This is a genomic window from Shewanella sp. SR43-8 (assembly GCF_014163775.1).
GTDB lineage: Bacteria > Pseudomonadota > Gammaproteobacteria > Enterobacterales > Shewanellaceae > Shewanella > Shewanella vesiculosa.
In genome coordinates this window covers 93,250-105,894 of record NZ_JACJDX010000010.1, presented here as the reverse complement: position 1 = coordinate 105,894, position 12,645 = coordinate 93,250, and the positions used below count along the sequence as shown (strand labels likewise).

13 protein-coding genes are annotated in these 12,645 nt (G+C 40.0%); 8 read left to right on the top strand and 5 right to left on the bottom strand.

Annotated elements, in window-relative coordinates; all coding sequences use genetic code 11:
- Nucleotides 1-247 precede the first annotated feature (247 nt).
- Both H5114_RS14185 and H5114_RS14180 read right to left on the bottom strand, forming a co-directional pair.
- Nucleotides 248-1,171 (bottom strand): electron transfer flavoprotein subunit alpha/FixB family protein, encoded by a 924-nt coding sequence (locus H5114_RS14185; RefSeq protein WP_182723268.1) that lies wholly within the window; start codon nt 1,169-1,171, stop codon nt 248-250.
- Nucleotide 1,172: 1 nt separating this feature from the next.
- Entirely contained in the window at nt 1,173-1,922 is a 750-nt protein-coding gene (locus H5114_RS14180; protein ID WP_124017985.1) for an electron transfer flavoprotein subunit beta/FixA family protein, read from the bottom strand.
- 432 nt (nt 1,923-2,354) lie between these two features.
- Between H5114_RS14180 and H5114_RS14175 the strand changes: the two genes are divergently transcribed.
- From H5114_RS14175 to H5114_RS14155, 5 genes are all read left to right on the top strand, one after another.
- A complete protein-coding gene (locus tag H5114_RS14175; RefSeq protein ID WP_124017984.1) occupies nt 2,355-2,765 on the top strand; it encodes an H-NS family nucleoid-associated regulatory protein in 411 nt (136 codons plus the stop codon).
- A 162-nt stretch (nt 2,766-2,927) separates the two neighbouring features.
- The gene (gene rcsF, locus H5114_RS14170) at nt 2,928-3,323 is read left to right on the top strand and encodes an Rcs stress response system protein RcsF (RefSeq protein WP_124017983.1); all 396 of its coding nucleotides are present in this window, start codon (nt 2,928-2,930) and stop codon (nt 3,321-3,323) included.
- A 114-nt stretch (nt 3,324-3,437) separates the two neighbouring features.
- Nucleotides 3,438-4,229 (top strand): tRNA (N6-threonylcarbamoyladenosine(37)-N6)-methyltransferase TrmO, encoded by a 792-nt coding sequence (tsaA, locus tag H5114_RS14165; RefSeq protein WP_220492579.1) that lies wholly within the window; start codon nt 3,438-3,440, stop codon nt 4,227-4,229.
- Between the two features lie 4 nt (nt 4,230-4,233).
- On the top strand, nt 4,234-4,845 hold the full coding sequence (locus tag H5114_RS14160) for a DapH/DapD/GlmU-related protein (RefSeq protein ID WP_182723267.1): 612 nt from the start codon (nt 4,234-4,236) through the stop codon (nt 4,843-4,845).
- A 178-nt stretch (nt 4,846-5,023) separates the two neighbouring features.
- The gene (locus H5114_RS14155) at nt 5,024-6,739 is read left to right on the top strand and encodes a proline--tRNA ligase (RefSeq protein ID WP_182698105.1); all 1,716 of its coding nucleotides are present in this window, start codon (nt 5,024-5,026) and stop codon (nt 6,737-6,739) included.
- Nucleotides 6,740-6,826: 87 nt separating this feature from the next.
- Here the strand turns inward: H5114_RS14155 and H5114_RS14150 are convergent, their stop codons facing one another.
- Nucleotides 6,827-8,191, bottom strand: a complete 1,365-nt coding sequence (locus tag H5114_RS14150) for a sensor histidine kinase (protein ID WP_182723266.1) — start codon at nt 8,189-8,191, stop codon at nt 6,827-6,829.
- Nucleotides 8,192-8,222: 31 nt separating this feature from the next.
- Nucleotides 8,223-9,764, bottom strand: coding sequence for a DUF3369 domain-containing protein (locus H5114_RS14145; protein ID WP_124017979.1), 1,542 nt, complete (start codon nt 9,762-9,764; stop codon nt 8,223-8,225).
- Between the two features lie 342 nt (nt 9,765-10,106).
- On the opposite strand from H5114_RS14145, the gene H5114_RS14140 reads away from it, so the two are divergent.
- A complete protein-coding gene (locus tag H5114_RS14140; protein ID WP_124017978.1) occupies nt 10,107-11,234 on the top strand; it encodes a patatin-like phospholipase family protein in 1,128 nt (375 codons plus the stop codon).
- A 247-nt stretch (nt 11,235-11,481) separates the two neighbouring features.
- Nucleotides 11,482-11,907, top strand: a complete 426-nt coding sequence (locus H5114_RS14135; RefSeq protein ID WP_182723265.1) for a copper resistance protein NlpE — start codon at nt 11,482-11,484, stop codon at nt 11,905-11,907.
- 110 nt (nt 11,908-12,017) lie between these two features.
- Here H5114_RS14135 and H5114_RS20535 read toward each other — a convergent pair whose 3' ends face one another.
- Nucleotides 12,018-12,149, bottom strand: coding sequence for a hypothetical protein (locus H5114_RS20535; protein ID WP_259395305.1), 132 nt, complete (start codon nt 12,147-12,149; stop codon nt 12,018-12,020).
- Between the two features lie 272 nt (nt 12,150-12,421).
- Here H5114_RS20535 and H5114_RS14130 point away from each other — a divergent pair, with 272 nt between their 5' ends.
- Nucleotides 12,422-12,583 carry a small highly charged protein gene (locus H5114_RS14130; protein WP_124017976.1) on the top strand — a complete coding sequence of 54 codons (162 nt, stop codon included), beginning with the start codon at nt 12,422-12,424 and terminating at the stop codon, nt 12,581-12,583.
- Nucleotides 12,584-12,645 lie beyond the last annotated feature (62 nt).

Here is a 12,645-nt window from a genome sequence, read left to right as displayed (position 1 = left end):
CTATAGCCACAATTTAATAGCATTAGTTTAACGTTTCTAATGCAAATGCACACTATCGCACTGAATACAAAAACGGCAACTGGATAACCCGACTGACACCTTTGCTCATAAAAACATCCATATGATAAAAAATATCAATAAAAAAGGTTCCTACTTTACCAAGTAGAAACCTTTTAATCTGAACGATTGGCTAGTAGAACGACACGTTAAACAAGCTAATGACTCAATTTGGGTCAATAATAAGCCATTAAAGCAGATTATTTAATGCAGGAACGGCTTCAAATAAGTCCGCGACTAAACCGTAATCTGCCACCTGGAAAATAGGCGCTTCAGGATCTTTGTTAATAGCCACAATCACCTTAGAGTCTTTCATTCCGGCAAGATGTTGAATCGCACCAGAAATGCCCACAGCAATATACAGATCAGGGGCAACAATCTTACCTGTTTGTCCCACTTGTAAATCGTTAGGCACAAAGCCAGCATCCACAGCGGCACGAGATGCACCTACTGCTGCGCCAAGCTTATCGGCTAGCTGTTCTAAAATAGCAAAGTTTTCACCACTCCCCATGCCGCGGCCACCAGAGACAATAATGCCTGCATTACCTAGCTCTGGACGGGCTGATTCAGTTAACGACTGAGACACGAACTCAGTGCGAGCATCAATAGCTTGACTTAGGTTAACCACTTCAGCATTGCCCGTTGACGCGACAGCATCAAATGCACTTGAACGCACAGTCATGACTTTCTTCGCGTCTAAACTCTGCACTGTCGACAGCGCATTACCGGCATAAATAGGACGCACAAAAGTGTCACTACTGACCACTTCAATGACTTCTGAAATTTGAGAAACATCTAACAATGCTGCGACACGAGGTAATGTATCTTTACCAATACTGGTTGCTGCAGCCAAGATATGTTCGTAATCAGCCGCAATCTCAACGACCAACTTAGAAACGTTTTCCGCTAATTGAGCACCATATTGAGTTGCATCAGCAACTAATACTTTACTCACACCGGCTAAGTGTTGTGCTGCCGTTACCGCAGCAGAACAATCAACACCCGCTACCAGTACATGAATATCACCGCCAATGGCGGCAGCTGCGCTAACGACTTTGGCCGTGTCAGTTTTCAAACTCACATTATCGTGTTCTGCTAATACTAAAATGGTCATGTTAGATCACCTTCGCTTCATTTTTTAACTTATCGACTAACGCCTCAACAGAAGACACCATAATGCCAGCTTTACGCTCAACCGGAGGTGTTACGCTGATCACTGTTTGATGTGTTTTCAAGCTCACACCTAAATCAGCCACAGTCATAATGTCTAATGGCTTGCGTTTAGCTTTCATAATATTGGGTAATGAAGCATAGCGAGGTTCGTTCAAACGTAAATCAACCGTGACAATGGCAGGTAAAGGCATTTTCAGGGTTTGCAGTCCGCCATCAATTTCACGAGTAACGGTGATCATATCACCATCAACTTTTACTTCTGATGCAAATGTCGCTTGTGGCATATCAGTTAGTGCCGCTAACATTTGTCCAGTTTGGTTGTTATCGCCGTCAATAGACTGCTTACCAAAAATAATTAATTGCGCTTGTTCTTTTTCTTGCACAGCTTTTAACAGTTTCGCAATTGATAGTGGCACCAATTCTTCATCAGTTTCAATATGAATGGCTCTATCAGCACCTAATGCCATTGCAGTTCTTAATTGCTCCTGCACTGCTTTTGCGCCAACACTCACCACGATAACTTCAGTGGCTACGCCAGCTTCTTTCAAGCGAACTGCTTCTTCAACTGCTATTTCGCAAAATGGGTTTAACGCCATTTTAAGGTTCGTCGTATCAACACTTGTGTTGTCAGCTTTTACCCTGACCTTTACATTGGCATCAACTACGCGTTTAACAGGCACCAATATTTTCATAGGTTTTCCTTCTACACCTTCAATGTATGTGGACAACACACTGGCGTTTGCCAATGCAAGATAAGCTAACTTTACGTCCTGTTAACGTTAACGTCAATCAAAGTCAAACGACTGTTTATATTTTTTTTATGATTGTGGTGGCAATCAAACAAAACAAACTGTGGAACATTAATTATTTGATACAAGCGATTAATTAAAATTTATTCAATATTTAGATGATTTAATTTGATTCAATGACAAATAGTTTCTATTATTACAGTTATATTCAGTATTAATTAAGCTGTCTTGGTAATAATCAGTGAGTTAATGTTATTTATATTAATAATAAAGACCACAACAAACCAAATGATGCACTGAAATTTACCTGAAACATTAAAAAACATCTTTGATAACTTTTTATTTTATAAATAAATCATTAGGAAACTACACAAAATGAGTGATTTTTTAGACATACTAACCCACGGCCGTCGTTTTAAAGCTGCAGTAAAAGAATTGTCTCTTGATGATTTACGCGAAACCGCGGCAAAATTAGAAAAGATCATTACTGAACGTGAAGAAGAAGAAAAATTAGAACTTGAAGCCAATGCAGAGCGTAATGCTCGTATTGCTGAAATTCTTGCTCAAATTGAAAACAGTGGTTTATCAATCGAAGATTTAGGTGAAGTCACAGCCTCTGCTAAAACATCAACTAAAAAGCGTGCACCACGTCCGCCAAAATATCAAATCACCATTGACGGTGAATTAATTCAATGGACAGGTCAAGGTCGTATGCCAACCGTATTCAAACAACAAGTTGATAGCGGCAAAAGCATGAGCGAATTTTTAATTCCAGGCATGGAATAAATATTTTAACTAAGAATAATCTCACGGTTAATTCTTTAAAATAAAAAAGAGCTTACTTAGGTAAGCTCTTTTTTTGTGGCATTTGATTGCTTTATCATCGCCATAAGACAGGGTAAACTAACTGTTTCAGATCTATTACCCATTAATAATAAGGTTACGGCCATGACGTTTTCTCTTAAATATGCATTTATAATCTCAGGCATAGCACTATTATTGAGTGCTTGTGCCAGTGATTACACGTTCAAAAGTAATTTAGACAGTAAAGCTATCAATGATTATTTTAAAGTCGGTGATGTGCAGTTATACGAAGGCAATGAGCAACCCAAAGGGACATTTGAAATATTAGGTTTAATTGAAGGTGAAGCCTGCCAAGAAACCAAACAGGATGCACCACCACAAATGTCAGTTGCTCGCACTAATGCCAGAAGAGCTGCAGCAGACATAGGCGCAAATGGTTTTGTCGTTAAAAGCTGCTTTATGATTACTGAAGCTGACAATAGTTGTTTTAGTCGAGCGCTTTGCGTTGGCCAAGCGATTAAAACAGCTGCAAAAAAATAATAACTCAATAGAGTATATTCGCAGCCTATAGATGATGAGTGCTCATATCACACTCATCAATATTTTTTATATTTGATTTTTCATTTCCTATTTTCTGTTTAATTCAGGTACCGCATGACACAAGGCAACGATCAACACAGCCAAACAACTCCTATTAATAACCAATCTAGCGTGCCGTTTAGTAGCCAATTAAATGCGGTTGCAATATGCAGAACCCCCTATAAACAAAAGTTTGGTATTCCGCGTCAACCGGGACTAGTCAATGCTGTCGGTTATATTGAGTTTGAACCTGATTTTAATCATCTTGATGCAGTCAGAGGCATAGAGCAATATTCACACTTATGGTTACTATTCAGTTTTCATGAGAATTTAGCCCAAGGTTGGAAAACCACAGTGCGCCCTCCTCGACTAGGGGGTAATGAAAAACTAGGCGTGTTTGCCACACGGTCTACATTTCGCCCCAATGGTATTGGCCAATCAGTGGTAAAGCTACACGGGGTGGTTCAACGTAAAGGTAAAGTGTGTTTGGTGATATCGGGTATGGATTTATTAGACGGTACGCCAATTGTTGATATTAAGCCCTATGTTCCGTTTTCCGATGCAATTACTGATGCAAAAGGTGGTATTGCGCAAGATGCACCTATCTTGGTTCCACTGACTTATACAGCCCTAGCCAGTCAACAAATTAATCTTTATAGCCAACAACAACAACAATATCAAGATCTTGCCGCGCTTATTGAAGGTGTATTGTCCCAAGACCCTAGGCCCGCGTATAAAAAAGCCAAAGACGATCCCAAACTATATCAAGTTGCATTGTACGATTTAGATATTTTTTGGTGTGTTACAGCACAAGGTATCGAAGTACTAGAGCTTAAACCGACCAAAGTGACATTGTTAAAGGATTAACCCTATGGCAGAAATTGATTACCAAGCTCAACACAAACGACGCTTATCATGGATGCCATGGCTGTATTTTTCACTCAAGCCTAAGCATTTAGCCTGGGCAAAACCATGGCAAGATGAGATTCAACAGCAGTTGAGCCAGCTGGAAACCATTCATATTGGCGAGCACAGTTTTATTGCCCCACAAGCTCAACTGTTTGCCGAACCCGGACGAGATATCAGCATCGGTAATCAATGCATGATTGCAGCAGAGGTATTTCTGCATGGCCCTATCACCTTAGGTAATGAAGTGGCAATCAATCATGGCTGCAGCTTAGATGGTGGTCGTTATGGCATAACAATAGGCAACCAAACACGGATAGCCAATAACGTCACTATTTATGCTTTTAATCATGGCATGTCACCTACTACGCCCATATATAAACAACCCGCGACATCAAAAGGTATCGTAATAGGCCAGGATGTGTGGATTGGCGCTCAGGCAGGTATTGTCGATGGCGTGACGATTGGAGATTACGCCGTTATTGGTATGGGCTGTATTGTGACCAAAGATGTAGCAGACTACGCCATCGTTGCAGGTAATCCGGCTCGAGTCATTGGCGATAGACGCGACAAATAGCCTCAAGCAGTGATAACGCAAGGATAAATCGATAAAAATGACGTTATTTCAACTTAGCTATCTCAAACTTGGCATTTAAGCATCACAAAGCCTGCTTTTGAGTCGAATTAGCAGGTGACATCATTAATGCAGGTGCTAAAATGACGCTAATTCATAGCAACTATTTTGGACATTGGTAATGCGAGTTAGTAAGTACCTGCTTTCAACACAAAAAGAAACTCCTGCAAATGCAGAGGTGATTAGTCATCAGTTAATGTTACGTGCCGGTATGATCCGTCGCAATGCTTCAGGTCTCTACAGCTGGTTACCGTCAGGTTTACGTGTATTACGTAAAGTTGAAGCCATTGTTCGTGAAGAAATGAACAAAACAGGCGCTATCGAAATATTAATGCCATTAGTACAACCAGCTGATCTATGGGTTGAAACAGGCCGTTGGGACAAGTTTGGTCCTGAATTATTGCGTTTTCAAGACCGCAACAATCGTGATTTTGTATTGGGACCTACCCATGAAGAAGTGATCACCGATTTAGTCCGTAAAGAATTAAGTTCTTACAAGCAATTGCCGCTAACACTTTACCAAGTACAAACCAAATTCCGTGACGAAGTACGTCCACGTTTTGGTGTCATGCGCGCACGCGAATTCTTGATGAAAGATGCCTATTCTTTCCATTTAGATCAACAAACCATGGACAGCACTTACCATGCAATGCACACCGCATACAGCAATATTCTGACTCGTATGGGCTTATCATTCCGCCCAGTACTTGCAGACACAGGCTCTATTGGCGGTAGCATGTCGCATGAATTCCATGTACTGGCTAACAGCGGTGAAGATTTAATCGCTTATTCAACAGGTAGCGACTATGCCGCTAACATTGAAAAAGCTGAGGCAGCAATGCCAGCCGGCACACGTGCAGAGCCAACTCAAACAATGACGTTAGTGGATACACCTAACGCCAAAACAATTGCAGAATTAGTTGAACAATTTGATGTCGTTATCACTCAAACGGTTAAAACCTTAATCGTTAAAGGTGCAACGGAAGAAGCACCATTGGTAGCATTAGTTATTCGTGGCGATCATGAGCTTAACGAAATCAAAGCCGACAAGCTTGAATTAGTCGCTTCACCCTTTGAGTTTGCTTCAGAAGCGGAAATCCGCGCAGCCGTTGGCGCAGGGCCAGGCTCTATCGGGCCTGTAGGCTTAACGATGCCAATTATTATTGACCATAGTGTCACTGTAATGAGCGATTTTGCTGCCGGTGCTAACGTTGAAGATAAGCATTATTTTGGCATTAACTGGGAACGTGATTTACCTTTAATCACTTCAGCGGACATTCGTAATGTTGTTGAAGGTGAGTCAACGCCGGATGGCCTAGGCACCTATGCCATGGCTCGTGGTATTGAAGTGGGACATATCTTCCAACTTGGTACTAGCTATTCTAAAGCCATGAATGCCACTGTGTTAGATGAAAATGGTAAAGCACAAGTTCTGTTGATGGGTTGTTATGGTGTCGGTGTAAGCCGTATTGTGGCGGCTGCCATTGAGCAAAATAACGATGACCGCGGCATTATTTGGCCAGAAGCTATCGCACCGTTTACGGTAGGTATTTTGCCAATGAACATGCATAAGTCACATCGTGTGGCCGACATTGCCGAAAAACTTTACCAAGACTTAACTGATGCGGGTGTTGAAGTATTAATGGATGATCGTAAAGAGCGTCCAGGTGTTATGTTTGCCGACATGGAACTGATTGGCCTACCGCATGTTGTGGTGATTGGCGATCGCAATATCGATGCTGGGGTGTTTGAGTATAAAAACCGTCGCACAGGTGAGAAACAAGACATTCCATTTGATGAGATTGTGGCTTTCTTGACAAACGCAGCAAAAGGCTAGTTATTGATATAGCATGGAAAAAACGCACTTTCGAGTGCGTTTTTTTATTCTTAAATTCTCTTTAATCGAGATCTTTAATCTAGATCTTTAATCTAGATCTTTAATATAAATATCGACTTCAAAACCTTGATTAAGTTCTGAAACAATCTCAATCCTACCGGCCAATTTTTGTGTTACTAGGTTATGCACAATAGACATGCCTAAACCAGTACCGCCGACATTTCGTGCAGTGGTAAAGAATGGCTCAAAAATTTTACTTTTAACGTCTTTACTTAATCCTTTACCATTATCTTTATAGAACATTTTTATTTCATCGCCACACATCTCTGCGCCTAAGAGAATGCGTTTCTTCCCTGGAAATCCCTCAGGAAAAGCATGTCTAAAACAATTGGAGACTAAATTAGTAAAAATCTGCGCGATGGCACCAGGATAAGAATTAACAAACAGCTGTTGTTCTAATTGAATATTCAGCTCAATGCCTTGCTTACGAGTGAGTGGTCGTAATGGCGATGAAATCTGTTCTAAATACTCGGTTAAGTTAATATTTTCTTTCTCTATAACAAGTTGATCTGCCGCCGTGCGCTTAAAGTTATGTACTAATTCAGCGGCTCGCGACAAATTGCGTTCGACAAGATTAAGGCCGTCGGTCAGTGTGTCCATGAAATCAACAAACTTTTGTTCATCAAGATCACCTGCCCCATAATACTTTTTGAGTTTATTGAGCTCATCAATACAATGACTGGTGGAGGTGACCGAAATACCTAGTGGGGTATTCACTTCATGCGCAACACCCGCAACGAGATTCCCCAATGCGGCTAATTTCTCATTTTCTATCAAGCTCGCTTGAGTTATCTGCAAGTTTTTGATGGCTCTTTTGAGTTCTGCTGTCCTTTTCTCAACTTGTGTTTCTAAAGCACTATTAATCGATTCAAGTTCAATTTGATAAGCTTTGACTTTTTTAGCATTGACTGCACGGCCATACAAATCGGCTAACGAACTCACGAATGCTTGTTCATCATAGGTCCAGTGCCTAATCTCACCTTTATGCTCACAACAAATAATCCCGATCATCTTACCCGCATGCCTAATAGGGCTGTCCAACATTGCGGTAATTGCGTTAGGGCGCAAATAGATATCAGCGAATTCGTATGTGGCTGGATCGGTCAAAGCATCACTGGCAGCAATAATTCTCTCTGTATCAAGAGCCTTAAAGTAACTGGGGAACTGGGATCGGGTTAAGGTAATATTATGTTGTTTGGTGTCATTGTCGATTAATAAAAAACAATCAATTGACTGATTATCGTCAGTTAATAACCAAATACCGGCTCGACCTATATTCAGCCCACGACATACTGATTTAATAATCAAGGTTGACGCAAAATCTAAATCGCCCAAATCAATCAACTCAGACTGGCTGACTTCTAGCAATACCCGCTCACATATTGGATTCATATTAAATAGCTTAATCTGTTGGTATCAGTTATTAATCCGGCATTTCCTGTTGAATCTTCACAAACTGATTCAGTAATGCCAAACTTGCAGTGCACATAAGTGGATCAAATTGATTACCAGACTGCTCAATTAAATAATCTCTTACCTTTTCAGCGGGCCATGCCTCTTTATAACTACGTTTAGAAAGTAAGGCATCAATGACATCAACGATAGCCATGATTCGACCTTCAATAGGTATCTCATTACCCACTAAGCCACGAGGGTAGCCCTTACCATCCCATCGCTCATGATGGGTGTAGGCAATTCTCGCGCCCATTTTGGCAATAATACGGTTTGATGCAGCAAGCAAGGCATAACCCTTTTCTGCATGGGTTTTCATTATTTCCCATTCATCAGGAGTCAATTTAGCGGGTTTATGGAGAATGCTCTCAGGAATACCGATTTTACCAACATCATGTAACGGAGCGGCATAACGAATTGTTTCAACAAAATCATCACTCATGCCAACATATTGAGCTAACATTTCGCTCATCACAGCAACACGCCTTACATGGGCACCGGTTTCTTTACTGCGCTGCTCAATGGCATCACCAATAATAAGGATTAGCTCACGTTGGGTTTGTTGGACATTTTCTTTGCTAGAAAGGTTTTCAAAAGTCAGGCTGACATTGGCGGCAAATAATTCTAGTATTCTGACTTGCAAAGGGGTTAATTCGGTATCATGTTGTAGATACAAGATACTCGTGACATCTAGGCCAAATTTATAAAATCCCACATAAATATTGTCATGAATAACCGACTTGCCTAAGGTGATGGCTTCAATAATATACTCTTTAACTTCACCGGGTAGTGATTCGACATTATCTATCTCACGATAACTGACCAGACTGCCTGTTGCCGCAAGTAAATTCATCTGAGTATCTTGATACAAGTCTTCGCGAAAACTGGTCAGGTATAGCGCTGAATTACTTAAATTAAGCAATTGCAATGTCTGCTCGAGAACCGCGCTGCCGAAATTATGCAGGGTATGGCTTAACAAGACAGATGAAGAAGCTTGAATAACTTTCTCCATCCCTCGCTGACTTTGTTCAATCGTTTTAATATCTCGATATGAGCGTAACGATGTATAAACACATGATTTAAGCTTAGTCGAAGTTAACTCAGTTTTAGCCTTGTAGTCATTGATATCAAACTCTCTAATGACCCTTTCTTCTGGTGCACAACCTGGCTGCCCTGTTCGGAGAATAATCCGCGTGCTGTGGTTGTTTAACTCATTACGGATACGCTCAACTAAATCAAGCCCCGCATGGTCATTTTCCATCACCACATCGATAAACGCGAGTGCGATATCAGGCTCATCACGTAGTAAAGCAAAGCCCTCTTTAGCAGTAAAGCTGGAGTAGAAAGCGAGCTTTTTACCGTCAAATTCGAAATGACCCAAGGCAAACTTAGTCACATCATGGATGCCAATTTCATCATCGATAATAGCAATTTTCCAAGGCGAAAGTCTGATAGCCTTATTGATTGAATCGTTATCAACCGATACTTCTGATTTTGTCTTAAACAGTGCCACATGCCATCCTTAAAATTGAATTACCAATTGAATACTAGCTAAAAATCAACGAGTGGCCATTTTCAAAATCAACATCTTAGACCATAAAAACATCATTAATCATGACATTTAGTTAACATTAATAATACATATACGAGCAAAAAAACACCTTAGATCTTATCTAGTATTAATCTGGATATTTTTTTATGCAATAAATACTCATCGTTATGTCTTATGGCGAATGTTTTAAGCAGATTAAAGTATAGACAATAAATAGCATAGTCGACTTATTGACAACTGGTATATAACATTAAAACCACTCATACTAGAAATTCGTCCATCAAAAAGATTAAGGGATAAAGCTTGTCAATATCAACAGCATTGGTATTAGGTGGTGGTGGTGCTAGAGCGGCATATCAAATAGGGGTATTAAAAGCCCTAGTACAGTTTTATCCCCGCAACCATAATGTTCCATTTGATATAATTTGCGGTACATCCGCTGGAGCCATTAATGCAACGTCCCTGGCCACCCACGCATCTTGCTTCCATTTAGGCATAAAAAAACTGGATTGGGTGTGGCGCCATTTTGAAACCCATCAGGTTTATCGGGCATCGATTGCGCAAGTGTTGAGGCATTTGGGAAAAATGGCAATTAAAGGCCTCCAAGACGATAAAGTAAACCCGGATGCTGGCAGCCTACTCGATAATCAGCCATTACGACATTTGTTGAATAAACTGATTGATTTTAAAAGAATTGATCGCAATATCGGTAATAAAGCACTCAAAGCTGTCAGTATCGATTGCTCGTGCTACAACAATTCACGATCATATAGCTTCTATCAAGGTAATGATCACATTGACGATTGGCAACGTGCTAGACGCGTTGGTATCCGAAGTTTATTGCACACTGAACACCTGCTAGCAAGCTCAGCAATCCCAATGGTATTTCCATCAATTAAACTTAATCAGGCCTATTATGGTGATGGTTCTGTCCATCAATTATCGCCATTATCAAGTCCGATCCACCTTGGTGCGAGTAAAATATTTGTGATTAATTTAGACAGTCCTCACAAACACTTCCCCATCGAATTTGAATATCATCCAAAAACGGCAACCATTGCTGGTCATTTATTAGATACGATTTTCTCGGACACCTTAAACAGTGACTTAGAACGTTTACAGCGGGTCAATAACACCTTATCAATGATATCCGCCACAGATCGTGAGACATTAAACTTACGCCATATTGATACCTTAGTGATTAAACCAAGCCAAGATTTAAGTCGCATTGCAGAGCGATTTTATGATGACATGCCGTTTGCCATCAAAACGTTATTAAAATTTTTCGGCATTAATCGACAATCAGATTCAAGTATTGTGTCATACCTGTTATTCGAAAAAACCTATACTAGTACCTTGATAGACTTAGGCTATCAGGATGCAATGGACAGAATTGACGAGATAAAACAATTTTTTGACATCAAAACATAAATTTAACGTTAGGGCTCAAAATTTATGATATATCTATAGATAAGCTAACCACATCGGTCGATGTTAAAACCAGAAGTATACTCTGGGTCTTGAGATACCGATTGAACATAAATTAAATCGTGAATATTGCAATATTCATGATGAGAAATAGTACTCTTGTAGATGGCTTATTTTTAACTTAACAAGAATCACCCCAGAACTGCCGAGCGTCATATGCACGACAATTTTGTATCTAAAAGGATTTTAGATGAAAAATGTATGGTTGATATTCATACTAATAATACTTGGCTGCGGCCAACAAGACACTTCTAATATTGATACCACAACAAGCAGTAAAACAGACTTGCAATGGCAAGGTGTATACCATGGAATATTTCCATGCCCAAGCTGTGATGGTATGGACACCACACTAGAACTTATCAAACCAAACAAATACACCATCTATACTGTCCGTTTAGGCACTGATAACATTCCCTTTCAAGGAAGCGGTACCTTTAAATGGGATAAAACCGGTAATATTATTATCTTAGACCGTGGTCATATTTACCGCGTTTATTCAGATCACTTATACCTATTAGATGTTAAATCCCGGCAGATTAAAGGACCTGATGCACAGCGATATAGAGTTAATAAAATTCAAGCATTAGATCAGCAAACAACAACCACAGAATAATTTCATAACGCTTGTGATACTCAGCGTGATTAGGCTTAATTTGGCATTCAATAATGATTGACGCTGTTGCGCGCAATCTATGAAAACATTATTCACAAAACAATGATCTGCTATTTACTATTGGCGCAATGCACTTGATAAGCGTTTACCCAAGCAATAACAACACCAGCATCTGTGATAAGCTTTTTTGCATCGGCTAATTGACTCTCGCCTATAACATCAAAACAATGTGTATTAATCATCACAAGACCTCAATTTAGCGCGCTAGACAGCCATGTATCAGTGATCATTGCTATAGCAAAACTTTATTAACTGTAATTAACACTTTGTCTGCATGAACTCGTACAAAGAAAAGATGATTTATTTTTAGCAAAGATTCAATTGTCATCTCAATGTCATTTTCACGTGCAATAATTTTTACCATCAAGGATGAAATATTTCGCTTTAGCTTATTATTAACTTTAGGTAAAAAGAGGCTGTACCAACAGAGGTACAGTTATCTGGAATGTTGAAAATGTCACACTCATTTGAATTTGATGAAGATGATGCGCCATGGGGCGATAACATCAAGGGAAAACCGAAGTCGAAAAAAGTAAAACAGCGCCGCCGAGATACTAAACGACGTTACTTTGACGATAATGCTGAAACGGAGTTTGCACCTGCTAAGTGGAAGTAATTTATCAGGATTTTCTCATCAAGTTTAAAAAGCAAGTTGCCTGAAACTTGCTTTTTTATTGG

Bases quoted from the DNA above. Each gene is read 5' to 3' on its own strand.
- H5114_RS14185 (WP_182723268.1), bottom strand. From the start codon at position 1,171: ATGACCATTTTAGTATTAGCAGAACACGATAATGTGAGTTTGAAAACT.
- H5114_RS14180 (WP_124017985.1), bottom strand. From the start codon at position 1,922: ATGAAAATATTGGTGCCTGTTAAACGCGTAGTTGATGCCAATGTAAAG.
- H5114_RS14175 (WP_124017984.1), top strand. From the start codon at position 2,355: ATGAGTGATTTTTTAGACATACTAACCCACGGCCGTCGTTTTAAAGCT.
- rcsF (WP_124017983.1), top strand. From the start codon at position 2,928: ATGACGTTTTCTCTTAAATATGCATTTATAATCTCAGGCATAGCACTA.
- tsaA (WP_220492579.1), top strand. From the start codon at position 3,438: ATGACACAAGGCAACGATCAACACAGCCAAACAACTCCTATTAATAAC.
- H5114_RS14160 (WP_182723267.1), top strand. From the start codon at position 4,234: ATGGCAGAAATTGATTACCAAGCTCAACACAAACGACGCTTATCATGG.
- H5114_RS14155 (WP_182698105.1), top strand. From the start codon at position 5,024: ATGCGAGTTAGTAAGTACCTGCTTTCAACACAAAAAGAAACTCCTGCA.
- H5114_RS14150 (WP_182723266.1), bottom strand. From the start codon at position 8,191: ATGAATCCAATATGTGAGCGGGTATTGCTAGAAGTCAGCCAGTCTGAG.
- H5114_RS14135 (WP_182723265.1), top strand. From the start codon at position 11,482: ATGAAAAATGTATGGTTGATATTCATACTAATAATACTTGGCTGCGGC.
- H5114_RS20535 (WP_259395305.1), bottom strand. From the start codon at position 12,149: ATGATTAATACACATTGTTTTGATGTTATAGGCGAGAGTCAATTAGCC.
- H5114_RS14130 (WP_124017976.1), top strand. From the start codon at position 12,422: ATGTCACACTCATTTGAATTTGATGAAGATGATGCGCCATGGGGCGAT.